A 25,026-nucleotide genomic window follows, 5' to 3' on the forward strand; every position below is an offset into this window, starting at 1 on the left:
TTCCACCTTGCCCCCGGAACGGTAGGGATGAGCCGACCGGCTTCCTTGATCCAGATCAAGCAAGCGCGATAGGATCGTCAGCAGTGTCGATCAAGATTCGCTTGCGGTGTTATTGCGACCGGGAGACTTGGCTTGAGCGAACAGATGCATCCGGCGGCCCCCCATCATCTGCCGTTTTTCATTCCCGGCGCCGACGGGTCGGACACCCTGATGGTGGTGATGGGCATCTTCCTCGTAGCCACAGTCTTCTGGGTTGGCACTCTGTACTGGAAGCTGCACAGCCTGCCGGAGCGCATGGCGCACAAGAGCCAGAAACTTCAGTTTGAGATCGTCGCCGTCCTCGGCCTGATATCGCTGTTCACCCACATGCATATCTTCTGGGTCGCCGGCCTCTTGCTGGCACTCATCGACCTGCCGGATTTCGGCACGCCGATGCGCAGCATCGCCGATTCCGTCGAGCGCATCGCCGACGCCACGCCGGGCGCTGCCGAACCGGAAGCCGAATCCGTACCTGACGGCAGTCCCGACGTCCGGACGCCCGCGAAGCAAGAGGTGCACAACCATGCTTGAGCTGATGATCTGCTCGCTGGTGACCATCCTGCCGGATTACCTCTACCGCCGCTATCGGCAAGGCAAGCGGTTCGGCAAGGAGATCACGTTCTTCTCTGTCTGGTACGAACTGAGATGGGGGATCACCGGCTGCCTGATGCTCACGATCTCGCTGATCACGATGATCTTCTACTTTCATCCCTCGACAACTTCCGCGGCGATCTACTTCAGGACAGTGCCGATCCTGCCCGAAGGTTCCGGTCGCGTCGTCGAGGTCAATGTCGACTTCACCGCGCCGGTGAAGAAAGGCGACGTTCTGTTCCGGCTCGACAGTTCGAAGCAGGAGGCCGCACTCGAGACCGCCAAGCGAAAGATCGCCGAGGTCGATGCGTCGTTGATCGCGGCGCAGGCCGACGTCGTCAAGGCGGACGCTCAGATCGGGGAGGCGAAAGCCTCCTTGCAGCAGGCCAAGGACGAGCTGGAGGTGAAGAGCGAGTTGCAGCGCCGCAATCCCGGCATTGTGCCGCAACGTGACATCGAGAAGCTGCAGGTCCTGGTTGATCAGCGGCAGTCCGGCGTCGATGCCGCCGGCGCCGCCAAGCAATCGGCAGCGCTACGCGTCTCCACGCTGTTGCCGGCCGAGAAGGCGAGCGCCGAGGCCGCGCGGGCGCAGGCGCAGGTGGATCTCGACAAGACTTTCGTCCGTGCCGGCGTCGATGGCCGCGTCGAGCAATTCCTGGTTCGCCCCGGGGACCTCGTCGCCCAGATCATGCGGCCGGCCGGAATCATGATACCGGACGAAGCGGGCCGCAACAGGTTGCAGGCGGGATTCGGGCAGATCGAGGCCCAGGTGATGAAGCCCGGCATGATCGCGGAAGCCACCTGCATGTCGAAACCCTGGGTGATCATTCCGCTGGTCGTCACCAGCGTGCAGGATTTCATCGCCGCCGGCCAGTTTCGGGCCAGCGAGCTGTTGATCGACCCGCAGAGCCTGCAAAAGCCAGGTTCGATCCTCGTGTTCCTGGAGCCGCTTTACAAGGGCGGCCTTGACGGCGTGACACCAGGCAGCACGTGCATCGTCAATGCCTACACCAGCAATCATGACGTGATTGCCGATCCGAAAACCGGCACGTTAAAAGGCCTTGCCCTGCACGCCGTCGACGCGACTGCACTCGTTCATGCCTTGCTGCTTCGGATTCAGGCTCTGCTGCTGCCGATCCAGACGCTGGTGCTCAGCGGTCACTGACGGGCGCGAACAGGGAGACAGCCCATGAGACCGGACCGTAAGCTTCGCGCAATCGTGGCGACAGGCATGATCTTCGGATTGCCGGGTTACGCGCACGCATTCGATCTCACGGGTGCCTGGGCCACGAGCGCCGAGCAATGCCGAAAAGTGTTCGCCCACAAGGGCAGGGCGAACCAGCTGACCTTCACGAACTTCTCAGGCGTCTATGGCGGCGGATTCATCGCCGAGCCCGATCGCCTGCGGGGCAAGTTCGAGAACTGCAAGATCAAATCGCGCAAGGACGACGGCCAGACCATCAACATCATCGTCGGCTGCGCGTCCGGAATCATGGTATCGAATGTGCAGTTCTTCCTTAAGGCCGTCGACAACGATACCATTACGCGCCAGTTCCCGGGCATCGAGGGGATGGAGGTCAACTATCATCGTTGCAAGATCTAGAGGCGTCCGCTCCCCGCGCTGGCTCCGCGCCGCCAGACCGTTGTCGGCTGAGGCCGGACCGATTGGGTGATGCGCCGTGGATCCCAGCAGGTTGCCGAGGTCATTGCGCATCGCCCTGGTGGCCGGCCTCGTCCTTTTGGTTGGGGGCGCAGGCTTGCTGGCCTATCGCTGGTACGAGCGGCCGACGACCTTGACGATCGCAGTCGGGTCGGTGGACGGCGAGGCCGGCAGGCTGGTCTCGGCGATCGCGGGGAAGTTTGCCCAGTCGAAAGCGCCAGTCCGGCTCAGCCTGGTCCAGACGCCGGGACCGCTTGAGTCTGCCAAGGCATTCGCGTCCGGAAAGGTGGACCTCGCGGTCGTGCGTGGAGACGTCGGCGATCTCTCGCAGGCCCAGGCCGTTATCGTGTTGGCCCACGCCACCGTCCTGTTGGTCGCGCCGCCCGGCGCTGCGATATCCGACGTAGCGGAGTTGAAGCGCGCCACCATCGGCGTGATCGGCGCCGAAGCCAATCAGAAGCTGATCAAGGTGCTGACCGATGAATACGATCTGACGCGCGCGGGCGTGACGTTCAAGCCGCTCGCCCCCGCGGACGCGCGCCGGGCGCTCGATGCCAAGGAAGTCCGGGCGATCCTGCTCGTCATGCCTTTGACCGAAAAATATCTTTCGCTGCTGCGCAATGTCTTCTCGCGCACCACGCGAGCCGGCCCGGTGATGATCGCCATCGAGTCCGCCGGAGCGATCGCCGAAAAGGAGCGCGCCTATGAAAGCTTCGACGTGCCGAAGGGGACCTTGCGCGGCTCGCCGCCTGTTCCTGCCGACGACCTGACGACGCTGCAGACGTCGTTCTATCTGGTAGCGCAGAAGAAGCTCGGAAATGACCTGATCGGCGACCTGACGCAGTCGATCATGAATGCGCGACGGGATTTGCTTGCCGAGTTGCCGGCACTCTCCCAGATCGCGACGCCCGATACCGACGCAGGCGCCTACATCCCGGTGCATCCGGGGGCGGCGGCGGTCTATGAGGGGACCAGGGAGAGTTTTCTCGACCAGTGGGGCAATGCGATCTTCCTGGCGCCGATGATCGCCGGTGGACTTGCGTCCGTGCTTGCGGCAGCGTGGAAATTCCTCCGACCGGTCGAGACACCGAGCCGCGAGGAGGCGCTCGACACGCTTTATGCGTTGGGGCGCCGGATTCGCGCGGCCGGGCGTGAGTCGGAGCTGGAAGAGATCGAGCGCGAAATCGACCAGGTGCTGCGAACGCAGCGGGACCAGCCGGTCGCGGACGACAAGGCCGAGCGCGCCGTCACGGCGGTGAACGTTGCGGCCCATCGGCTCGAGAACCTGATCCACGATCGCCGCATCCACCTTGCGTCGCGACAGCCGGGCCAAGCCGAAAGCCAAATCGAAGGCCGAGCCGAAAGCTGAACGGAAGGGCCGTTTCCTTGATCTTGATCAAGGAGGGGACGGGACCGTGGCCGATGTTGTCGACCGTTGGTGTCGATGGAGGTCGCGATGTTCCGTTGGGGCAAGACTCTGCTTGCGGTTGTGCTGGTGTCGGTGACGTCCGTTGCCGCAACCGCGCAGACTGCCGACAAGCCGCCGGCCCAGGCCAGCCAGCCGGCCGCGGCAACAACGCAGCCTGCCGATCAGCTCCTGAAGCCGGAACAGCTGGAAGCCCTGGTGGCGCCGATCGCGCTTTATCCGGACTCGCTGCTCGCCAACGTGCTGGCGGCGTCGACCTATCCGCTCGAGGTCGTGCAGGCCGATCGTTGGCTCAAGGAGCGCAAGAGCTTGAAAGGGGATGCACTGAAGGCCGAGGTCGACAAGCAGGCCTGGGATGACAGCGTGAAGGCGCTCGCGAGCACCGCCGACGTGCTCGCGATGATGAGCGACAAGATCGATTGGACGAAGAATCTGGGCGATGCCGTGCTGGCGCAGCAGCCCGACGTCATGGATGCGATCCAGCGGCTGCGCAGCAAGGCGCAGGCCAACAACAAGCTGGTGACGACCAAGCAGCAGAAGGTCAGCGTCCAGACTCAGGAGAGCAAGCAGGTTATCGTCATCGAGCAGACCGATCCGAACACGGTCTACGTGCCCTATTACGATCCCGCGACGGTCTATGGCGCGTGGCCCTATGCAGACTATCCGCCGTATTATTTCGGCTATCCGTCCTATATCGGCGCCGGGGTGATCGCGGCAGGTCTTGTCTTCGGCGCCGGATGGGCGATCGGACGTTGGGGCAATTATTGGGGCGGCGGCTTCAACTGGGGCAATCGGAACGTCTATGTGAACAATTTCAACCGGGTCAATAACATCGGGAACAGCTGGCAGCACAATCCGGCGCATCGCCAGGGCGTCCGCTACAACAACAGCAACGTGCAGCAGCGCTTCGGCGGCAACGCCAATCGGGCCGGTGCCAGCGACCGGATGGATTTTCGCGGCCGCGATGGTCAGCAGGTTCTCAAGCCCGGCGGCGATCGCCCGGGCGCAGATCGCGCCGGTGACCGGGCAGGAGACCGCGGTGATCGCGCCGGAGATCGGGCTGGAGACCGTGGAGGCGACCGCGGCGGAGACCGTGCGGGCGATCGCGGCAAAGGCGGCGACCGCGCAGGTGCCGCTGATCGCGCCAAGGGCGGCGACCGCGCCGGCGCCGGCAACAAGGCCAAGGGCGGGGGCGATCGCGCAAAGGCCGCCAACCGCGGCAATGCCGGTAACCGCGCAGCTGCGGCGAATCGTGGCGGTGGCAGTCGCGGTGGCGCCATGAACGTATCGTCCGGACGGGCGGCTGCGGCGGCATCGGCGCGCGGGCGATCGAGTATGGCCAGCATGCCGCGCGGCGGCGGCGCAAGTTTTGCCGGCCGTGGCGGCGGCGGAGGCGGCTTCCGCGGAGGTGGCGGCTTTCGCGGCGGCGGCGGCGGTGGACGACGCTCCGACATCGCGCTCAAGCACGATATCGAGCTGCTTGGACACCTCGCCAACGGCCTAGGCTACTATCGCTTCAGCTATCTCGGCAGCAACAAGAGCTATGTCGGCGTGATGGCGCAGGAGGTCGAGCAGATCATGCCGGCGGCGGTGACGCGCGGCGCCGACGGCTATCTCAGGGTCTATTACGACAAGCTTGGACTCAAGTTCCGCAGCTACAACGACTGGCTTGCCGCCGGCGCGAAGATTCCATCCCCGTCGGAGGCATCACGATGACACGCTCCTCGGACTCGCGACTGGATCGTATTGCCTCGATCGGCGTGGTCGCAGCAACAGCACTCGCCTTGCTGCTGTCTCCTGCGCGCGCGCAGCAAGGCTTCCCCAATCCGGAAGACGCGGCGTCCGCCTTGGCAACCGCGGTCAAGGCCGGCACCAGTCGGGCGATGCTGAAGGTGCTGGGCCGCGATGCCGCCGATATCATCGAGTCGGGCGACGATGTCGCCGACGCCAATGCGCGAGAGAGCTTTCTTTCCGCCTACGACGCCAAGCATTCGATCAAGGCTGACGGCAACAAGAGAGCCACCTTGATTTTGGGGAGGGACGATTTCCCGCTCCCGATCCCGCTCGTCAACAACAATGACGGCTGGAGTTTCGACGCCGCCGCGGGACGTCGCGAAATCCTCTACCGCAGGATCGGCCGCAACGAGCTGGCCGCGATCCAGACCTGTCTTGCCTATGTCGACGCACAGAACGAATACGCAGAGAAGGATCGCGGCGAGGGTGTGGGCGCCTATGCGCAGCGCATCGTCAGCAGGCCGGGCAAGACGGACGGGTTGTTCTGGCGCGACGACAAGGATCCGAGCCCGCTCGGCGAGCTGGCGGCCCAGGCCGCCGCGGAAGGCTACAAGGTCGGCGAGCAGAGCATGCCGTACCACGGCTACTACTATCGGATCCTGAAGGCACAGGGCTCCGACGCTCCTGGCGGCGCGCTGAACTATGTCGTGAGGGGCAAGATGATCGGTGGATTCGCGCTGGTCGCCTATCCCGCCGAATACGGCAATTCCGGCGTCATGACCTTCCTGGTCAACCACGCAGGCACGGTCTATCAGAAGGATCTCGGCTCACGCACCGATTTCCTCGCCAAGCGCATGGTCGTTTTCGATCCGGATCAGACCTGGAAGAAAGTGGACCCGGCAAATCCCTGAGCGAGGAGGGGACCGCAGTGACGCGATCCGTGATCCGTTCCGTCATACTGGCGCTTGCGGCGATGGTCCTATTGGTCGCGCCATGCTTCGCGCAGGCCGTCGGCCACGTCCAGGTCAAGTTCGTAAAGGCGGCGCTCGTCGTGGGTGGCGGCGGCGGCAACGGCACGTTGACCTACCGTGGGCGGCACTATCGGTTCATCGCGTCCGGCTTCAGCCTCGGCGTGACGGCCGGTGCGTCGGTGACCTGGCTGGAAGGCACCGCCTCAGGCATCAGGGACGTCAACGATTTCGCCGGCAGCTACACGCTGGTCGGAGCAGGCGGCGCATGGGCCGGTGGCGTCGGCGGGGTGAGCCTGCGAAATGAACAGGGCGTTGTGCTCATGCTCAAGGGACCGAAAGCAGGATTGGAATTCGCCGCCAATCTGGGCGGCCTCACGATTTCGCTGCGGTGAACTCGGGCTCGATTCGCCCTGCCTCAGATGGGCCGCACGTGGAAGGTGCCTCCGCCGCGCGACGACCAGCGTCCGGGGGGCGGCACTGAGGGATGGATTGATCTATCTCAAGGCCGGGTCCGAGGCTCAGGTTCAGCCTTCATTTGAGGTGCTGACGCAAGCAAGGACTCCGGTCCTTGTCTGGCAGTGAGGGCGCAGATCGCTGGATAGAAATCACTGTGCACGGAGCTTGGGAGAAATCGAATGAACAAAATCACTGTGTGCCTGGCGCTTGCCGGTGCGGCGTTGTCGAGCCCGCTGCAAGCTCAGACCAGCATCGATATGGCGCGGATAACTTGCTCGCAATACCTCGCCATGTCCCCGGGCGATTCTTCCGTGTTTTCTGCCTGGATGAGTGGCTGGTTCAATCAAAAGAAGGGATACGTCTTCGTCGATCTCAACGCGTATGCGCGAAATGTCGCAAGCGTGAAGGCGTGGTGCGCGATTAATCCCACTCAGACCGTGATGGCCGGCCTTGAGCGCTCCACGGCCGGCCAGTGATCAAACAGGGTTGGAAGATAACAATGAAACCATCGATTCTTGCAATTGCGACTGTTGCACTCCTCGCCACCAGCGTCGTGGCCAAAGCGCAGGTCGTCGTCGATCTGTCCCTCATTACCTGCAAGCAATTGCTGGAGTCGGATCAGGAACGACAAACGCTGATCAGCTCCTGGATGTCGGGCTATTTCAGCGCATCGAAAAATCTGACCGTCGTCGATTTTCGCTACGTCGAGCGAAACGGCAAGGTAATCGGCAAGTACTGCAAGTCGCACAAGGCAGACACCGTAATGAATGCGATGCAAAAGAACTGGCGCTGATCATCGTTGTTGCGAACGCGCAGGCATTGGACGGCATCATTGTCCTTTTCGGGTCGGAGGTGAAGCCCCGCGATGCCAACGGTCGGCAGGCTCGTCGCAGTTCACTCGCGCTTCTGATCGAATCGCTCCTCCCTCAACTCGGGCCGCGGCGCCCGTATTTTTACGGTCCGCGCCCTTGACCAAGGTCAAGGCGCGGCCACCGGCCAGATGGTGTGTCGCTAGGGCTGTTCGCTCTTGCCCGGTGTCGCAGTGTCGGCCATCTGGTATGTCACTTATGAAATTCGCCGACGTGGTCTGCTGGCTCGAAGGGCGCGCAGTCCTCGCGAGACCAGGACATTTGCCAGCGAATCGGAAGCCAAGGTATTCGCCCGGTCAAAACTGGACGAAGGGCTGGTCGTGTTTGCCGGCACCATCAATCCGCACCTCCCCAGGCAATTGATCCCGTCGCAGAACATTGCCGATTGGCTCGTCGAGCAGTGAGCCGGCGCGGCGCCGCCTCTCCGGCAGGACGAGCTTCGTGCTGCACCGAAGTTGAACGCGGAGTCCGAGCACGGTGTTTCGTTTGCCCTTGAGTGTTGCCATTTTGGCACGTGGCTTTTCGTGACTCACATCTAGGCTTCGACCACTGCCCCGATTGGGCGAGCGCAAGGACTGCTTTTCTCGATTAACGCGAAGAGACCCGGAGATCATTCCATGAAGAGATTTTTGCTTTCTGTCGCCGCGATTGTCGGCATGGCCACGCCGGCGTTGTCGGCTGACATGGCTGTCAAGGCGGCGCCTGTGCCGGTCCCTCCGCCGGTCTACAACTGGACCGGCTTCTATATCGGTGCGAATGGCGGCTGGGGTGAGAGCCGCACCTGCTGGGATTTCCTCCCCGCCCTCGGAGGTGTCGTGGCCGACGGGTGCAGTTCGCGCTCCGGCGGCGTTTTCGGCGGACAGCTCGGTTATCGCTGGCAGGCCGGCCAGTTCGTCTTCGGCCTGGAAGGACAGGGTGATTGGGCGGACCTGAAGAGCTCGCGCCTCAGCCTGATCGATCCGAGGTTCTCGACGACAACGAAGACCGACGGCCTGGGTCTCTTCACCGGCCAGCTTGGCTGGGCCTGGGATGCCGCGCTGTTCTACGTGAAGGGCGGTGCAGCGGTCACCAGCAATCGCTATGACATCTGGACCACGGTCGGCGGAATTGGGGTCGCGTCGGCGACGTCGACCCGCTGGGGCGGCACCGTCGGCGTGGGCTTCGAATACGGCTTCACTCCGAACTGGTCCGTCGGGCTCGAATATGACCGTCTTTTCATGGGCGATGCGAACAACACTTTTTCGGTCGTCAATCCCATCGTGGCCGGCGCTGCCAACCGGATCGGACAAGACGTGGATCTGCTGACGATACGCCTGAACTATCGCTTCGGCGGGCCGGTCGTCGCGAGATACTGATCTTCGTGACATGTAATTTGAGCCCCGGCACTATCGCCGGGGCTCTTCTTTTGCTTCAGCCCTGCCGGATCGGACGCTCGATGCGCGGCAAACACCGCTGTCAGCGCTTCGTGGCTCCGCCCTCCGCTGCTTCGTAGGCGTCGCGATAGCCCCTCGCGATCGTCCGAACGCCGCGCCCGATGTCGTCATAGACATCGTCAGGCAGGTTCGCGAGCGACACGCGAAGCGACCATTCGGGCGCATCGAATCCGCCGCCGTTCAACAGCACGATCCCGTGGGCTTCGGCCAGCCTGAACGCGAGGTCCAGCGGATGGACGTTCTTCTTTAGATATTCGACCGCAGCGTCGCCGATGTTCTTTCGGGCCCAGAACTCGAAATCGATCAGGGCGTAGTAGGCATCGTAGTTCGGATTCGGGCTTAGCTTGTCGGCCAACCCGAGCCCGTCGAGCATCGACCACAGGCGCTTGTTGACGATCTCCATGCAGGCCGCCTGATAGGCCTTGTTCACGTCCATCATCTCGGCGAGCGAGAACAGGCTCATCATCACCTGCTGCGGCAACGACAATCCCGCGGTGTGATTGAGCGCCACGTCGCGGCTGTCGGCGACGATGCGGTCGATCAGCTTGAGCTTGCGCGGCTCGAGCGTGAGCGGCCCGTAGCGCTTGTCGAGTGCCTTCACGGCGTCGTCCGGTAGCTTGGCGATCATCTTGTCGAAGATATTGTCCTCGTTGATGGCGATGGCCCCGAGCCGCCATCCCGTGCAGCCGAAATACTTCGAATAGGAGTAGACACCGATGGTGTTGTGCGGCAGTTCGCCCAGCAGCGAACGGAAGCCGTGCACGAAGGTGCCATAGACATCGTCGGTGAGGATCATCAGGTCGGGGCGCTTGGTCTTGACCAGATTGGCCAGCTTGGCAACCGTCTCCTTGCTCAACGCCATCCCCGGAGGGTTGGACGGATTGACCACGAAGAAGGCCTTGATCTTCGGATCCTCCAGCTTCTTGATTTCCTCGTCGGTGAACTGGAACTTGTTTTCTTGCGGAGCCCTGATCTGAACGACCTTCAGGTCGTAGTCTTCCAGGTGCGTCATCTCGATGTAGGGCGTGAAAATCGGCGTCGCCAGCGCAATTGTATCGCCAGGCACCAGCAGGCGGTTGGCCTTCAACGACTTGAAGAGGTAGCACATCGCCGCGGTGCCACCCTCGACCGCATAGATGTCGAATTTCCCGGCCGGCCGGGGCTCGCCGCAAACCGCCCACATCAGGTATTCGTGCACGATCTTTTCGTTGTGCACCAGCATCCGGTCCGGCACCGGGTAATTGTCGCCGATGATCGAATCCACCAGTTCGTGGACGAAGGCGTCCGGATTGAAGCCGAATTTCTTGACCGCAAAGGGCAGCATCTCGGTCAGGAAGCTCGCGCCCGGCATGTCCTTGTGCTGTTTGAGCCAGGCCTCGAACCGCCCGGCGATGCCGTTTGCCTGAGGCATGCCGCCGATGCCCGCCGGGTGCTCCATCACCCGCTTGCTCTCGGTGATGGCGAATTGTCCCAGCAGGAAGAAGCCTTCGCGCGGCGTCGTCGCCACCCAGTTCGGATTGCCCCGCCCGGCGTTCAGGAAGGGCATCTGGCTCCGCTTCGAATTGCTCTTGGCGAGGTTGATCAACTCGTCCTTGATCTCGAAGGGGCTCAATGCCTCGAATTTCTTCAGGGTCAGAAGATCGGCCATTTGACACTCCCGGGGCGATGCAGGCTGTTGGAATGGAGGCGACAGGCTCTGTTGCCTGCGCAATCGCGCGCAGCATGATCGGCGACCGGTGACGAGCCTTGATCTATGTCAACGGTCGCGCGCTGGCGATGCGATCGCTGCGACGGATCGCCGCTCACGATGCAGGTGCGCAGCACATGCGTAGTGTCGGCAAGATCATGAAATCGCAAGGCTCTCGCAGTTGCGGTTGACATAGATCAACATCCTGCTCGCCAGCCGCCATCTGATGTCGACCGATACGGTTGCTCGCCGTTTTCGGCCCTGACGAGATCGAAGCGGGCGCACGCCGAAGCCCCGGGACAGCATGAACGGGTGACATCATGATCGATTGGCTCTTCCAGACGCTCCGCACTTATCCCGAAATTGCGATCTTCCTCTCGCTGGCTCTTGGCTACTATTTCGGATCCTTCACCTACAAGGGTCTTGGACTGGGCGCGGTCACCGCGACACTGGTCGCCGCTGTCATCATCGGCCAGATCGGAATCACCATTTCGGGGCCGCTGAAGCCGTTCTTCTTCCTGATGTTCCTGTTCGCAATCGGTTACGGTGTCGGACCGCAATTCGTGCGCGGCATCGCGCAGGACGGCGTTCCGCAGGCGGTTTTCGCGGCGGTGGTCTGTGTCTTCTGTCTGCTGTCTGCGTATCTCGGCGCCAAGCTCGCCGGTTACGACGTCGGATCGGCCATCGGGCTCTATGCCGGCTCGCAGACGATTTCTGCGTCGATGGGCCTCGCAACCGACGCCATCAATCGCCTTGGTCTGCCCGCAGATGAAGCCAAGAAGCTGCTCGATGCCATGCCGGTCGCCTACGCCGTGACCTATATTTTCGGCACGGTTGGGTCGGCGATCGTGCTGGCGCTGCTGGGGCCCGCGCTGCTCGGCATCGACCTTGAAGCCGCGTGCAAGAAATACGAGGAGGAGCATGGCGGCAAGAAGGAGCTGGGCGGCCCGGGCACGGCCTGGCACCAGTTCGACCTGCGTGCCTACCGCGTCAGCGAGCGGGGGCCGGTCGTCGGCAAGACGGTCGAGCAGGCCGAGGCGCTGATTCCCGATCATCGCATCTTCGTTCTCCGGCTTCGGCGGGGCGGAAAGATCGTGGAGGCGACCTCCGACACCGTGATTCATGCCGGCGATGTCGTCGCCGTGGCCGGGCGCCGCGATGTGCTGGTGCAGCTGATCGGCGAGCAGGCCGAGGAGGTTGACGACCGCGAGCTGCTGGCGGTGCCGATCGAAGGCGTCGATGTCTACGTCACCAGCAAGGACGTCGACGGCAAGACGCTGGAGCAGCTGGCGAAGGAACCGGGCGCGCGCGGCGTATTCCTGCGCAGGATCGCCCGGGGCGCGATCGCGACCGAGATTCCGATCCTGCCGAACACCAAGATCAATCGGGGCGACATCCTCACCTTGGTCGGCCGCACGTCCGATGTCGCCGCCACCACAAGGCTGCTGGGCCGGCCGGATCGCGCGACCGACGTTGCCGACGTCGCGTTCATCGGCGCCGCCATCGCGATCGGCGCCCTTGTCGGCGCCTTCGTCTACAAGATCGGAAGTGTGCCGCTCACGCTGTCCACCTCCGGCGGCGCGTTGATCTCAGGTCTGTTCTTCGGCTGGCTTCGATCCGTGCATCCGACCTTCGGCCGCATCCCGTCACCCACCGTGTGGTTCATGAACTCGGTCGGCCTGAACGTCTTCATTGCCGTGGTCGGAATCTCCTCGGGCCCGGGATTTGTCGCCGGCCTGCAAAAGCTCGGCTTCAGCCTGTTCCTCTGGGGCGTCGTCGTGACCACCGTGCCGCTGATCCTGGCGATGTTTGTCGGCAAATACGTGTTCCGCTTCCACGACGCGATCCTGCTCGGATGCTGCTCCGGCGCGCGCACCACGACCGCTTCGCTGGGCATGATCAACGACCGCGCGAAGAGCCAGATTCCCGGTCTTGGCTACACCGTCACCTACGCGGTCGGAAACACGCTGCTGACGATCTGGGGCATGGTGCTGGTGATGATGATGACATAGCCGCGGCCCGGGACCGTGTTGAGACGATGTTGACCTGGCTGGCGCAATTTCTCGTTCGTTATCCGGAGCTCGCGCTGTTCCTGGTGATCGCGGCGGGCTACTGGATCGGGAGCTTCAGGATCGGCGCTTTCAGTCTTGGCCCGGTGACGGGCGCGTTGTTCGCGGGGCTCGCGGTCGGCGATTTTGCGCATGTGCCCGTCTCAAGCATGACCAAATCGTTCCTGTTCCTGCTGTTCCTGTTCGGGGTCGGCTATTCGGTCGGTCCGCAATTCGTGCTGGCGATGAAGCGCGACGGGCTGAAGCCGATGCTGATAGCCGTTGTCGTGAGCCTCACCGGCCTTGCGGCGGCGATCGTCGTGGCACGCGCGCTGCGGCTCGACCCCGGCTTTGCCGCCGGGCTCCTGTCGGGGGCGCTCAGCCAGAGCGCTGCAATGGGTACGGCGACCGATGCGGTCAATTCCCTGCCTGTGTCCGAGGCAGAGCGCGCGTTGTTTGTCTCGCACATCGCGGTCGCGGATGCGGTCTGCTACATCTTCGGCTATGCCGGCGTGATCACATTCTGCACGATTGTCGTTCCGGCGCTGCTGAAGATCGATCTGAAGACCGAAGCGCTCAAACTGGAACAGGCCCTGGGCATCACGCGCGCCAAGCCCGGCCTCGCGTCGGCCTGGCGCAAGTTCGAACTGCGCGCCTACCGGCTGGATGCTCACGCTGCGATCGTTGGGCTGACGGTTGCCGCGACCGAAGCCCGCGTGCCTGGGCAGCGCGTGTTCATCCACCGCATCCGCCGTGGCGAGCGCATCCTCGAGGCGGAGCCTGCAACGGTGCTCGCGGCAGGCGATGTCGTCGCGCTGTCGGCGCCGCGCCAGATCATCGTCGAGCTGATCGGACCGCGCGGGGAGGAGGTCGAGGACCGAGAGCTCCTCGATATCCCCGTGGTCGCGGCGGACGTGTTCTTGATCAACACGAAGCTCGCGGGCAGCAGCCTCCAGCAGGCGTCGGAACAAGACTGGACGCGCGGCCTTTATCTGCGCTCCGTGAGCCGGGGTGGTGAAGCGCTTCCGATCGCTGCCGGCACGGTTCTGGAGCGCGGCGATCTGCTGCGTATCGTGGGTCCTGAAGCCGTGGTGCAGAATGCGGCCAAGAATATCGGCGTCATCGTTGCGCCCAGCACCACGATCGATTTCGTGGTGCTGGGGCTTGCGATTTTCCTCGGCGGCCTCGTTGGCGTTCTCGTGAGCTTTTCGGTTGGTGGCGTCACGATCTCGCTGAGCACCAGCGTCGGCACGCTGCTCGCCGGACTTCTGGTCGGCTATCTCCGCACGCGTCTGCCGTATTTCGGCCGAATCCCCGACGGCGCCATCAGCCTGATGACGTCGCTCGGACTGGCTGCGTTCGTCGGCCTGACCGGGATTCATGCCGGGCCGATCTTCCTTGCCGCGATACGCGAGTCGGGCATCGGGCTGCTGCTGGGCGGCATGATCGTCACCCTGTTGCCGCAGATCGTCGGCTTCTGCTTCGGCCATTTCGTGTTGCGCATGAACCCGATCCTCTTGCTCGGTGCGTTGACCGGCGCACAGACGGTCACGGCCGCGATGGCTGCCATTCAGGAGCGCTCGGGCAGCTCCGTGGTCGTGCTTGGCTACACGCCCGCCTATCCGATCTCCAATATTCTGCTGACAACCTGGGGATCGGTCATGGTCGTCGTTTTCGCCGGATGACGGGGCAGGGACTCCCCCAGGTCCGGACGACCGCAACCCGCCCGCCGGTGGCTTCGCCAGATCGCTGCGCACACCGAATGTCGGAACGTGCAGCTCCCCGATTTCGGCTTCGTAAAGATCGACATTGCGTGTGCACTTCACCCCGATTTTCGTGTGCGCTGCATGTGCATCGGGAGATCAAATGAGGTACATACGTGCGCAATTCCGACTGGTTTGGAGTACACATGTGTGCACGTGTTCCTGTTCCAGTCCATGGTAGAGATGGGATAACTATTTGGAATATCGAGACTATCTGTTCTCCGTCGCCCCGATGATGGATTGGAGCGAGAGTTCAATTTTTTCAACCAATTAGAAGGTGGCGTGTGCACGACGTGTGCACCGGGAGATCAAGAAAAATCCCACGGCGGGCAATGTGAGCAGGTTCGAACGGGGTGCCCCGTCAGACAGGCGGACATGCACGACATGAATTTTCGCAGGGCAGGGCACTTTCGCTGACGAACCAATTTCAATTGTCGGAGCCGCCGCATCAGCATCGCGCGGCTTTGGTGGTCTGACTGAGAACAGATGCAGTGTGGGTTGGTAGCGCTCCCCCCTACTATCTTTCCCCACACTCCTTTGACGCGGTTCGGATAGGCCTTTTCGCCCAGCAGGGCATTTAGCCGGCCTGCGATCTCCACAGTTACGCCGCCCGGCCGCTCTGGATCGCGGAAAACGGTGACGGTCTCGACGAGGTCCCTGATAGCTTCGGCGGCCTCTCCGTCGCCCGCGCTGATACCCTTCGCTAGCGCTTCCTCAAGACGGCCGAGTTGTTCCTCATACCGCGAACGGGGAGCATGTTATGTTTTCGACGTAGCCCATCTGGGTGAGATTCTGAACGTCAGCCGGACCGAGCGGGTTGACGATAAAGCGCCTGGCTCTGATGTCCCGCAAGACCCAGCGAAGTCGGATGGCTTCGTCCAGGGGCAAGCTCTTCAATTCACCCATGCGGCCATGTCATCCGTTCTGTCACGTTGCGCGAGCGGGTTGCTCAGGCTGCCGACGCTTGTCCAGCAGCAGTTGCTCTTCGTTGATGCGTTGGCGAAAGCGCTCGCGCTCCCGTTCCGAGGTCGCGGTAGCCAGGAGATACTGGTATTGGTCGATGATCTTCTCGCTGCCGCGAATAAGTGTCATTTGAAGGTCGATCATGGATGGCCTTTTCCCGATGTTCTGGCCGTCGGGATAGACGTCAGACACGTACCGATGGGGGGTACGTCAGACGCCACGCGTTGCACGGCTTCGAGCTCCGCGCCGATGCGCCTTTCGATGAACTGACGCTCCAAGTCGGAAAGCTGCGTTTTCAGGAGCCACCGATAATGCCGGATGTTGGTGCGGTGCGCTCGGAGTTGCTCGAGCCGCCGGTCGATCAATCTGGAGTATGGCTTCTCCATCGGGCCATACCTTCAGACTGCCGGGCTTCAGCCAGGTTATCGAGGAACATCGCGGTCCCCCCAATTGTTATCTAAGCATCATCGGCAACTATCAATTGGGCGCCGGTGGCTGAGAGTGTCGTGCTCCCGATCATCCGTTGGCGAAGCAGGCATTTCACCGCCGGCGCTACGCTCATTTCCTCCAATGCGGGAAGAACGCCGATGACTTCAAACATCGCGACTAGCCTGATCACAAAGTTAACTGCCTCCAACCGGCTCGACAGCGATGATATTCAGGCACTTCAGCAGCTTCCGATCCAGGAACGCCAAGTCCCGGCTCAGCACATTATTGTCGCCGATGGCAGCCGACCAAAGGAGTCTTGCCTGCTTGCCGAAGGATTTGCGTACCGTGCAAAAATCACGCAGGACGGCAAGCGGCAAGTCCTCTCGTTGCACATTCCCGGCGAAATACCGGATCTGCAGAGCCTCTACCTCAACGTCATGGATCACGATTTCACGACGCTGACACCCTGCACGCTTGGCTTCATCCCTCATGAAGCGATCAAGGCCTTGTGCAAGCAGCGCCCGAATGTGACAGGTGCGCTTTGGCGCGAAACGCTCATTGACGCGGCGATTTTTAGGGAATGGATCGTCAATGTCGGCCGCAGGTCCGCGGACGAGCGTATGGCCCACCTTTTCGCCGAAATTCATCGTCGATTGAGGGCTGTCGGTCGAACGAGCGACGGTGATTTCAACTTCCCTATTACGCAATCCGATCTTGGAGATTGTCTCGGACTTTCGACGGTCCACGTCAACCGCACGCTGCAGGAACTGCGGCAAGAAGGTATCATGCAAGTCGAGCGGCCACACTACCGCATTCTGGACCACGATAAATTGGAGGAATTGGCCGGATTCGATCCGGCCTATCTTCACTTGGAGCCGACTGGCTAGCTCGAAGGGGAGACGATGCGCTTGGCGGTGACGTCGATCTGAAAGATTGCGTTTTCCTCTCGCTTGACCACGATCGACCGACGATTGGATTTGTCGGGATCCAGATTGGACTCGGCATCGCGAACCGTCATCACGGCCTTCTGCCAGGCCACCTCGTCGTTCAGCAGCTCCTCGCCATCGGGATCATCAAACGGACGGTCATTCGAAATGGAGAAGGAGCGTAGCCGGCAACTCGTCGTCGAACTAGAGGGTCTATCTCACTTTCATATTTAGCCGAGTGTGCTCTAGGTTTTGTACAAGCCACACGGCCGGTCCGAGCGGGCCGCAGCCGCCGCATAGTACCGGGGAAAATAGCAACCGATAGAACGATTGGGTTACCTGATCCGGGGAGCCAAATGCGCTCCGCTAGTGCTACGACAAGGCGCGCCCTGTCATGCCCCAGCGCTGAGCAATTGTCGCGGAAACCGTAGGCGTCCGGTCTCGACTATCGTCGCCACCGATCTAAGCTAGCTCAGCCTCGTGGTGTGATCTCGCGGTCGACTAAGAGGACGGAGCCGCCAAGCCCGACCGTACCCGGATTGGCGGTTCTCTTTTGCACCGAATGCAACATTAACAGGCAGGTCGCGGCGGTGAGCCTGAGCCTTTGTCGCAATTTATCTGCCGAACCCGCGACCTAGCAGCCTCGGTTTAACGCAAAAGCCCGGCCGTCAACTAGGACGGCCTGGCGAAAGTGATACGAGCTCGATGAACGCTGCGGATATGCTGCGGCGCGGCAGGGCGGTGGGTACCTTGATTGGAGGGTGTTTAGCCGCCGGACTGAGGCACGAAAGCATTCACGTATGCCGCTATTCGCGCCGCCGGTGACGGTCGTATTGTCAAAGGTTACCGAGCTGACGGAATGGAGGCGGCCAAGCCGGCATCAGCGGTACAATCGCAATTGCAGCGAGATGATCGGTGCTCATGGCGATGTCCTTGCATCGCCCCCATCAATTGGTCTTCGAGCGCGAGCTATTCCCTATAGGCGCCAGGCCTACCCGCCACTTTGCAAGATCAATGCGTCGGATATGGGCGTACTAGGTTCCTCATTCCATTCGTGATGAAAATTGGGGAACGAAGACGCCCCGCCAGAAAGCAGCAGGCCCCCATAAGCGCGGTTCACATGTGCTAATGACGCGGTGCCCGCATGATAGAAAACTCGTCTTCGAGCGTGGCGCTCATATGGCGTGGGCTACCGCTCGACCCCAGCGTAAATCGATCGCAGCTTCAGATTACATTTAGGATAGTTGCGTACCCATGAACGAGTTTTTTGACTGCAGCAAACGCGCTTTAAACATCCTCTCCGAACTTCATGCTTCCGAAAAAGAGTTGGTGGGCAAGGGGGTCGTCTTGTCCGATGGGAAAGCCGGCACAATTGAGCACGTATTTGTAGATGACGTCCATGGGCTCCGCATTGCAATTGCGGGACATGAAGGTCGATGGCCAATAGCGATGGTCAAGCAATTGGAAGGGGATCTCTCAAGAAAGCCAATCGCCAAAACCAAATTACGGCGCGAGATTCACGAAGGTTAATGACTCCGCTGCTGCACACTGCGACGATCGGCTTCCTACGAGCGGGCTTAAAACCATGGAACGCATGAATGGAGTGGAGCGGACATTTGCGTCTGTTACTGCGCTGAGTGTCTTGGTTCTCGTCGCTAGCCTGACCGCATATGCGTTTAGCTAGTGGAGCCAGAAAAGTAGCGGCATCCGAACAATAGGCCAGATAACTTTCATTTCGTATTGTTTCAGCCTTGGAAACAGGCTCGCTGCTTCTCGGCGGACAGCGGTCCTCGATCTGGCCTGGCCCCAGCATGATCCGGATGCTGGGGCCATCTTTTTTGTGCTGCCTAACAGGACGCGCCCCCAGCACAGGCCGATTGCGCCCAAAGCCTTCTGGCCGTCCTTTTCATAGGAGCGGGCCTGACGAAGTTGGGTTACTCTCAAGCCAGGCGCTGATCCCGCCCCACAACGTCTGACGCCGCAGTATGTAAGCAAAGCGCGGCCTCAGCGATTCCTACCGCGCTGAGGCCGTTTTACTTTCAGGAACAAGTGGCAATTTGTGGAGTTGCAAGGGAGGTTGCTCTCAGGAGGTGGGACGGGCATCGGGCTCAGTGCTCTCCCGGGGCATTGGGCAGTTCGCTTTCGTGAAGGCAAGCTATGACAGAAGAGCGCCGAGACTGGACTCTGATCGTCGGATTTCTCAGTATTGCGGCTCAGCGCCATGCTTGATTAGCCGGACCCAGGTTGAACGGCTCCGAAATGCCTGTGTCGTCTTTCGCGGCCGGCTCAAACGAGAACTGCGGTTCTGGACGTCAATGTTACTCGGATTTTCGCCGCTCTGGATCGTTGGCGGGCTGCTGATTTTCTTTAGGTGGTAACTGTCCCGCGAGATGCAGCAAATTGCCTAGATCACGGATGCAAAAGAGAAAGCAGACATTGTCGACGCTGTTCGCGGTCAAGTTGAGCTTTTCGCATCATCTCGAACTGAGCTTGAGCCTTGATGGTGCTTTCGTTTGACCGCTTCAACTCGATCAGCAACGCCTCCTGCTCCGCGAGCCGTTTTTCTCCCTCCACAACATCACGTTCAATCTGCCGCAACTCGTCCATGATCGAGTCTTTGTACATCTTAGTCCATCGCACCTGTGCAGTTGCAGCCGTGTGAGCTTAATCATTTCCAAGAGCTAGCCGTTCCTTGAATTCGACCTTGCGCTGCAGGGTTTTTCGGCAGGCCATGGCGGGAATAAGTTGCAATAGGAACGGCAGGATGAAGCGGCGGTTTTACTCTGCCGGCGTCGAACGCTACCGTCGCCGGCGACGACCAAAGCGGAGACTTGGCTTCAGCGCCTTCGGCTGAAGCCATTTTTTTGGAATAGATGGCAATTCCCGAGACAGGGGGCTCGCGTAATTGTCGACAAGGGTGGCTCTGCGACAGGCCGGTTCCGTTGTTCGACAAGGCTCAGTTCGAATTTCGCTGATCCAAGGGCCGCGCTCGCTCTCGAGTATTGCCTGCGCTCGTTCAAAATGATCCCAGCGCGACGAAGCGGCGGCTCATCTGGCCGAGTGGCTGATGTCCCCACGCTCTGCGGGCGCCAATGTAAGCGTCGTTCTCAAGCCACGGCTTTGAGGGATTGCGCGCGATAGGCCCAAGGAAGCAGCTGATCGATATCGCTGTTTAGATGGCCGTTGACGATCCTTGTGAGGACGTCGGCCAGATATCCGGCTTGGCCTTGCACCGCATTCCTTTGCGCTCACGGCCAAGAGCGGGCGCCGGTACCACGGCGTCCACCACCGCCGGCACAAACTGTACTTCGTCCGCCTCGAAATGACCGCCTGCGGCTTCTCGCAACTGCCGCCGCCAGCCAAACAGCTGCTGCGGTGACAAGCCATGCCGTCGTGCCACGGAACACACCGAGTCGCCACTCGACACGATCTCCGCGACAATCCGCGCCTTGTCCTCGTTGCTCCACTTCCGCCGACGACCGGCTCCGGTGAAGACCTCAAGCCGCCGCACCGGCTCCGTGATAGCAGTATGCACTGTGTTCATTCTAAGCCTAACGGTCGAACCGAACCGCAGACTCGCAGATCACCCTGTCATCCGGTAGGTGGCCGCTGAACAGCGCTTACGCGCCAATATAGGCCGCCCATGATCAACCAGCCTCACTTCGACCCCTATTCGAAGGCAGCGCGCATCTTTCGACACACGCCCTCGTAGCCGAGCTTGCAGGCATCGGTGAACATCTTCGGGCCGTCGACCCCTTTGCGGAAAGACATTCCATGCAATCGGAATGAGCCGGGAAACCCCAGACTAGCCTTTGACCGCCGACCAGTCTGCAACTGGCCCAGGCCGTGTGAAAACTCCGCCTCTGCTATTAGTATTCTCCGATGAATCGGCGGGGACGAGCGATGGCGGGATTCGTGGAAGGGGTTGATCGCGCACAGAGCACGTTGTTCCCTGCACTGCTCGACGACTACGTGTCCGAGGACAATCCGGTGCGTGCGGTTGATGTGTTCGTCGACGGGCTCGATCTGGATAAGCTCGGCTTCGTTGGCGTCCAGTCACTCGACACGGGGCGACCCGGCTACCATCCCGGCATGATGCTCAAGCTCTACATCTACGGCTACCTCAATCGCGTGCCGTCGAGCCGACGCCTGGAGCGAGAATGCCAGCGCAATATCGAGATGATCTGGCTGACCGGGCAGTTGGCGCCGGACTTCAAGACCATCGCGGATTTCCGCAAGGACAATGGCAAGGCCATTTGTGAGGTCTGCCGCGAGTTTGTCGCGCTGTGCCGCAAGCTTGATCTGCTTGTTGCAGCGAGCGTCGCCATCGATGGATCGAAGTTCAAGGCCGTCAATGCGCGGGACAAGAACTTCACTGAGGCGAAGATGAAGCGGCGCCTTGAGCGGATCGACGAGAGCATCGCCCGCTATCTCTCGCAGCTCGAGACCGCCGATCGGCACGGCGATGCGGTGCCAGAGGCGAAGGTTGAGCGGTTGAAAGGTAAAATCGAGAAGCTCAAAGAGGAGACCGTCCGGCTCAATGCGATCAATGCGGAGATGATGAAGAGCGAGGACAAGCAGATCTCGCTGACCGATCCTGACGCGCGCTCGATGGCGACAAGTGGCAAGGACACCGGGATCGTTGGCTACAACGTTCAGATTGCAGTTGATACGCAGCATCATCTCATCGTGGCTCACGAGGTGACCAACGTGGGCACCGACCGCCACCAACTCGCCAACATGGCCGGGCGGGCGCGCGACGAGATGGCTGTCGAGACGCTCGAAGCCGTGGCAGACCGCGGCTATTACGATGGAGAGGAGATCAAGGCCTGCGAGGAAGCCGACATCACGGTGACGTTGCCGAAGCCGATGACTTCGGGCGCCAAAGCTGCTGGCCGCTTCGGCAAACAGGACTTCGTCTATGTCGCTGCCGACGATGTCTATCGCTGTCCCGCCGGCGAGCGGCTAACTTATCACTATACGAACATAGAGGACGGAAAGACACTGCGCCGCTATTGGACAAGCGCCTGCAAAACCTGCGCGCTAAAAGCTCAGTGCACGACAGGCCCCGAGCGCCGCATCTCACGCTGGGAGCACGAAGCTGTTCTGGAGAGAGTTCAGAATCGGCTCGACCACAACCCCAATGCAATGGGTGTCCGCCGTCAGACAGCGGAGCATCCGTTCGGCACAATGAAGTGTTGGATGGGAGCAACACACTTTCTCACGAAAAATCTGCCAAAGGTGGCCACCGAGATGGCGCTCAACGTCCTCGCCTACAATATGAAGCGCGTGATGATGATCGTGGGCGTGGGCGGATTGCTGGAGGCGATGCGGGCGTGAGGCCGGCCCTCTGAGCGACCTAATCAGCGCCCCGAGTTGCGCGATTTTCACACGGCCTGGGCCCTTAGCGGACACTCACTTTAGCGTCGTTCGACGCCTGCTTTGGACCCCCGCGATCCCCGCACACGCGGGGAACGGATCTATGAGTACACGCCCTAGCTATCAGGCTGGCCACCACCAACAGATGCTTCGAAACCAGGCCCTCGAGGTCCACTAGCCCGCTTTGCGGCTCGGCTTGGCCGGCGCCTTTTTCGCCTTCGTCGTTTTCGCGGGCGCCGCCTTGCCGCCGCTCTGGATGCTCTGCTTCAAGGCGTCCATCAGATTGAACACATTGCTCGGCGCGGGCTTTCGTGTCGCTGCGATCGGTTCGCCTTTGCGCTTCTGGTCGAGCAGCTCCTGCAACGCCTGCTCATAGCGGTCTTCAAACTTATCGGGCTCGAAGTGGCTCGATTTCTGCTCGACGATATGCTTGGCTAGATCCAGCATATCCTTCGTGATCTTCACGTCCTGGATGTCCTCGAAGTATTCGGCTGAATCGCGCACCTCATAGGGATAGCGCAGCAGCATGCCCATCAGTCCGTTGTCGCGCGCCTCAAGCGAAATGACGTGCTCGCGGTTGGTCAGAACCACGCGGGCGAGGGCTACCTTGTCGAGCGATCTGATGGTTTCGCGGATGACGGCGTAGGCGTCATGGCCGACCTTGCCATCGGGGACGATGTAGTAGGGCCGCACGAGATACAGATCGTCGATCTCGCTCCTGGGCACGAACTCGTCGATCTCGATGGTGCGGGTCGATTCCAGCGCGATGTTCTCGAGCTCCTCCTTGGTGACCTCGAGGTATCGGTCGGTATCGACCTTGTAGCCCTTGATGATGTCGTCGGAGTCAACCTCTTCGCCGGTGTCGGCGTCGACCTTCAGATATTTGATCCGATGGCCGGTCTTCTTGTTGATCTGATTGAAGCTGATCTTGTCGGATTCAGAGGTCGCCGGGAACAGTGCGATGGGGCACGTCACCAGGGACAACCGCAGAAAGCCCTTCCAATTGGCGCGCGGGGCCATACTCAAACTCCACCTACACTGAATGGTATCAATATAGGACGACTGTCAGCGAAGTGGAGTGGCCAAGCGCGACATTAGGCGCCTCAGCCGATAGGAACCTCCTGTTGCATCGATCGCTTGCCGGGGAACCAACCCAAGGGAAGCGACCATGCTTGGCGAGACATCCTATCTAATGGTGTGGCTCTGGTTCATCGGCGCCTTTGTGCTCGGGGCGGTTTTGGTCTACGGCGTCATGAAAGCTGGCCGCCTTCGGCGAAGCGAGCGAGCGCGGTTGGATCAAGACACAGCGCGAAGACAACGCACGGAAGATCCGCACAAGCGCCCATTCTAAAGCCTAGAGCCTAGCAGTCCGGACAGCTATCTCCGATGCCGCGCAGGACTTCGTCGATTGCGGCCCGGCACTCTTCCGGCGTGGCGCCCGAAAAGGGCTGGCTCCATGCCGCCTCGCGAGCCCGGTTCCGCGCATCGGGATCGCTGCGATCGAGGGCATGACCGTGGTGCTCGCACTCCTTCACGGCGTGGTGCTCGATCAGCATGCCGAGCGCCCAGCCTTCGAGACTGCGATAAGCCGGACGGGAGGCCTGCAGCGGCAGGCGACGTTGCGCGTTGGTCTTCATGGTGGCCTCGAATCAATCGACACTGCCAATTATAGCATTTGCGTCAACGCCTCTTCGCCGGGCCGGCACTTATGCCCGCTATGCAGGCTAGGAACCGAAATGCGAGAGTGTCTAGCGTCCCGGCCCGGGAGATCAGCAGCTTTGAATGCTCGTTGTGCGGGCGACGCTCGAAATCTGGAACTCAGCTTGGGTGCCGACCTACAAATTTTTGGCCGGGCCCCTCCGACCTACCGAAACGTAATTGTGCCGTTGGCACAGATTGCACTTTTGCCCCCAGTTGCTGGAGTCGCTCATAGGAACAAGTGTTCACTTTGTAACTTAAGCTCCCACTGCAACGGGGCAGATGGGCAGGACTATGGAACGTAAACTTGACCAGCTAAAAGCTCATTCGCTTACGGCGGTAGCACTGAGCACCTGCATACTCGTCGCAAGCCTTGCCATGCTCATATTGAGATAAGGCCGCCTCAGTTGGACGGCCCTGTGCTGTTCGATCTTCATTCCCATCACAGATTTGAGAAACTTTCATCGCGAACGTCTTGAACCACCGCACGCGCTGTGCGGCCGGCCTGCGGTGTACGAACGCTGAGCGGTCGTCCTAAACGGTCCGGCCCTCGCGGCCGGGCCTTTCGTTTGAGCGGCCTATTTCGCATCTGCGAATGGCCAAGCTGGCCCGCAACGCAAAAGCCCGGCGCTGACGCGCCGGGCGAATGCCGATATATTTCAGGTGGGCAATGGAGAATGAAGCGCTCAAACGGGGCCGCAGTATATCGGTAGTGTTACGGCTCGTCTGACGGTCCCTTGCTGGGGCTCCTCTCCAGCTCGTCCCGCGTCCTTCTGGAGCCTTCCAGCACAGCCTCGCTTGCGGCCAGGACGCGGAAGCTCCGCTCCATCTGCTCCAGAAAGCGCCGCGTGAAATCGTCCTTGGTCGCCTCCTTGGCCCGCCTATAGTGCTCCGCCATCTCCGCATAATCGTCGGCACTCATACCGTTATATGCGGCTGAACATAGTAACGTTT

At 61.2% G+C, this 25,026-nt stretch carries 24 protein-coding genes and 1 pseudogene; 16 read left to right on the forward strand and 9 right to left on the reverse strand.

Translation table 11 applies throughout. From position 1 onward, the window contains the following. Window positions 1–132 precede the first annotated feature (132 nt). The 11 genes from XI02_RS18090 (at window position 133) to XI02_RS18140 (ending at window position 9,101) form a co-directional block, all read left to right on the forward strand. Window positions 133–570, forward strand: coding sequence for a hypothetical protein (locus tag XI02_RS18090; RefSeq protein WP_018270994.1), 438 nt, complete (start codon window positions 133–135; stop codon window positions 568–570). Further along, window positions 563–1,795, forward strand: a complete 1,233-nt coding sequence (locus XI02_RS18095) for an HlyD family secretion protein (protein WP_018270995.1) — start codon at window positions 563–565, stop codon at window positions 1,793–1,795. Before XI02_RS18090 ends, XI02_RS18095 begins: the two co-directional genes overlap by 8 nt. Before the next feature lie 24 nt (window positions 1,796–1,819). Next, on the forward strand, window positions 1,820–2,233 hold the full coding sequence (locus XI02_RS18100) for a hypothetical protein (RefSeq protein ID WP_041482636.1): 414 nt from the start codon (window positions 1,820–1,822) through the stop codon (window positions 2,231–2,233). Window positions 2,234–2,324: 91 nt separating this feature from the next. After that, window positions 2,325–3,659, forward strand: coding sequence for a TAXI family TRAP transporter solute-binding subunit (locus XI02_RS18105; RefSeq protein ID WP_210291425.1), 1,335 nt, complete (start codon window positions 2,325–2,327; stop codon window positions 3,657–3,659). Window positions 3,660–3,746: 87 nt separating this feature from the next. Further along, window positions 3,747–5,432 (forward strand): DUF3300 domain-containing protein, encoded by a 1,686-nt coding sequence (locus XI02_RS18110; protein ID WP_041482804.1) that lies wholly within the window; start codon window positions 3,747–3,749, stop codon window positions 5,430–5,432. After that, the gene (locus XI02_RS18115) at window positions 5,429–6,361 is read left to right on the forward strand and encodes a DUF2950 domain-containing protein (protein ID WP_018270999.1); all 933 of its coding nucleotides are present in this window, start codon (window positions 5,429–5,431) and stop codon (window positions 6,359–6,361) included. Before XI02_RS18110 ends, XI02_RS18115 begins: the two co-directional genes overlap by 4 nt. Window positions 6,362–6,378: 17 nt before the next feature. Further along, window positions 6,379–6,813 carry a hypothetical protein gene (locus tag XI02_RS18120; RefSeq protein WP_244620874.1) on the forward strand — a complete coding sequence of 145 codons (435 nt, stop codon included), beginning with the start codon at window positions 6,379–6,381 and terminating at the stop codon, window positions 6,811–6,813. Window positions 6,814–7,056: 243 nt separating this feature from the next. Further along, window positions 7,057–7,353, forward strand: coding sequence for an HdeA/HdeB family chaperone (locus XI02_RS18125; RefSeq protein ID WP_016842236.1), 297 nt, complete (start codon window positions 7,057–7,059; stop codon window positions 7,351–7,353). Window positions 7,354–7,376: 23 nt separating this feature from the next. Next, window positions 7,377–7,670, forward strand: coding sequence for an HdeA/HdeB family chaperone (locus XI02_RS18130; protein ID WP_018271001.1), 294 nt, complete (start codon window positions 7,377–7,379; stop codon window positions 7,668–7,670). Window positions 7,671–7,919: 249 nt separating this feature from the next. Continuing rightward, a complete protein-coding gene (locus tag XI02_RS18135) occupies window positions 7,920–8,150 on the forward strand; it encodes a hypothetical protein (protein WP_038374749.1) in 231 nt (76 codons plus the stop codon). Between the two features lie 213 nt (window positions 8,151–8,363). Beyond that, a complete protein-coding gene (locus XI02_RS18140) occupies window positions 8,364–9,101 on the forward strand; it encodes an outer membrane protein (protein ID WP_018271002.1) in 738 nt (245 codons plus the stop codon). A 100-nt stretch (window positions 9,102–9,201) separates the two neighbouring features. Here XI02_RS18140 and aspD read toward each other — a convergent pair whose 3' ends face one another. Then, on the reverse strand, window positions 9,202–10,827 hold the full coding sequence (gene aspD / locus XI02_RS18145) for an aspartate 4-decarboxylase (protein ID WP_018271003.1): 1,626 nt from the start codon (window positions 10,825–10,827) through the stop codon (window positions 9,202–9,204). 359 nt (window positions 10,828–11,186) lie between these two features. Between aspD and aspT (XI02_RS18150) the strand changes: the two genes are divergently transcribed. Next, window positions 11,187–12,878: an aspartate-alanine antiporter gene (gene aspT, locus XI02_RS18150; protein WP_016842241.1), complete on the forward strand. Its 1,692-nt coding sequence runs from the start codon at window positions 11,187–11,189 to the stop codon at window positions 12,876–12,878. 26 nt (window positions 12,879–12,904) lie between these two features. Continuing rightward, window positions 12,905–14,599 (forward strand): aspartate-alanine antiporter, encoded by a 1,695-nt coding sequence (gene aspT / locus XI02_RS18155; protein ID WP_018271004.1) that lies wholly within the window; start codon window positions 12,905–12,907, stop codon window positions 14,597–14,599. 1,005 nt (window positions 14,600–15,604) lie between these two features. On the opposite strand, the gene XI02_RS18160 is transcribed toward aspT (XI02_RS18155), so the two are convergent. Continuing rightward, window positions 15,605–15,784, reverse strand: a complete 180-nt coding sequence (locus XI02_RS18160; protein WP_018271005.1) for a hypothetical protein — start codon at window positions 15,782–15,784, stop codon at window positions 15,605–15,607. 443 nt (window positions 15,785–16,227) lie between these two features. On the opposite strand from XI02_RS18160, the gene XI02_RS18165 reads away from it, so the two are divergent. Beyond that, complete coding sequence (locus tag XI02_RS18165) at window positions 16,228–16,956, forward strand: Crp/Fnr family transcriptional regulator (protein WP_016844137.1); 729 nt, start codon at window positions 16,228–16,230, stop codon at window positions 16,954–16,956. On the opposite strand, the gene XI02_RS46385 is transcribed toward XI02_RS18165, so the two are convergent. After that, window positions 16,953–17,165 (reverse strand): hypothetical protein, encoded by a 213-nt coding sequence (locus XI02_RS46385; RefSeq protein WP_371814157.1) that lies wholly within the window; start codon window positions 17,163–17,165, stop codon window positions 16,953–16,955. The genes XI02_RS18165 and XI02_RS46385 overlap by 4 nt on opposite strands. Before the next feature lie 1,084 nt (window positions 17,166–18,249). Between XI02_RS46385 and XI02_RS18170 the strand changes: the two genes are divergently transcribed. Then, complete coding sequence (locus XI02_RS18170; RefSeq protein WP_075969240.1) at window positions 18,250–18,525, forward strand: photosystem reaction center subunit H; 276 nt, start codon at window positions 18,250–18,252, stop codon at window positions 18,523–18,525. Between the two features lie 879 nt (window positions 18,526–19,404). On the opposite strand, the gene XI02_RS18175 is transcribed toward XI02_RS18170, so the two are convergent. The 3 genes and pseudogenes from XI02_RS18175 to XI02_RS18180 form a co-directional block, all read right to left on the reverse strand. Continuing rightward, window positions 19,405–19,620, reverse strand: a complete 216-nt coding sequence (locus tag XI02_RS18175; RefSeq protein WP_018271007.1) for a hypothetical protein — start codon at window positions 19,618–19,620, stop codon at window positions 19,405–19,407. A 482-nt stretch (window positions 19,621–20,102) separates the two neighbouring features. Then, window positions 20,103–20,210 (reverse strand): annotated as a pseudogene (locus XI02_RS45410) (transposase domain-containing protein); the annotation flags it as partial. Next, a complete protein-coding gene (locus XI02_RS18180) occupies window positions 20,168–20,539 on the reverse strand; it encodes a transposase (protein WP_018271008.1) in 372 nt (123 codons plus the stop codon). The pseudogene XI02_RS45410 and the gene XI02_RS18180, both read right to left, overlap by 43 nt. Before the next feature lie 359 nt (window positions 20,540–20,898). Here XI02_RS18180 and XI02_RS18185 point away from each other — a divergent pair, with 359 nt between their 5' ends. After that, on the forward strand, window positions 20,899–22,335 hold the full coding sequence (locus XI02_RS18185; RefSeq protein ID WP_018271438.1) for an IS1182 family transposase: 1,437 nt from the start codon (window positions 20,899–20,901) through the stop codon (window positions 22,333–22,335). A gap of 213 nt (window positions 22,336–22,548) precedes the next feature. Here XI02_RS18185 and XI02_RS18190 read toward each other — a convergent pair whose 3' ends face one another. The 3 genes from XI02_RS18190 to XI02_RS18200 all read right to left on the reverse strand — a co-directional run bounded on the left by XI02_RS18190 (window position 22,549) and on the right by XI02_RS18200 (window position 24,994). Then, window positions 22,549–23,394, reverse strand: coding sequence for a Ku protein (locus XI02_RS18190; protein WP_018271011.1), 846 nt, complete (start codon window positions 23,392–23,394; stop codon window positions 22,549–22,551). Between the two features lie 341 nt (window positions 23,395–23,735). Further along, window positions 23,736–24,011 (reverse strand): hypothetical protein, encoded by a 276-nt coding sequence (locus XI02_RS18195; protein WP_018271013.1) that lies wholly within the window; start codon window positions 24,009–24,011, stop codon window positions 23,736–23,738. A gap of 776 nt (window positions 24,012–24,787) precedes the next feature. Then, complete coding sequence (locus XI02_RS18200; protein ID WP_018271015.1) at window positions 24,788–24,994, reverse strand: hypothetical protein; 207 nt, start codon at window positions 24,992–24,994, stop codon at window positions 24,788–24,790. Window positions 24,995–25,026: the final 32 nt, after the last annotated feature.

This window comes from Bradyrhizobium sp. CCBAU 21365, assembly GCF_015291305.1.
Classification (GTDB): domain Bacteria; phylum Pseudomonadota; class Alphaproteobacteria; order Rhizobiales; family Xanthobacteraceae; genus Bradyrhizobium; species Bradyrhizobium elkanii.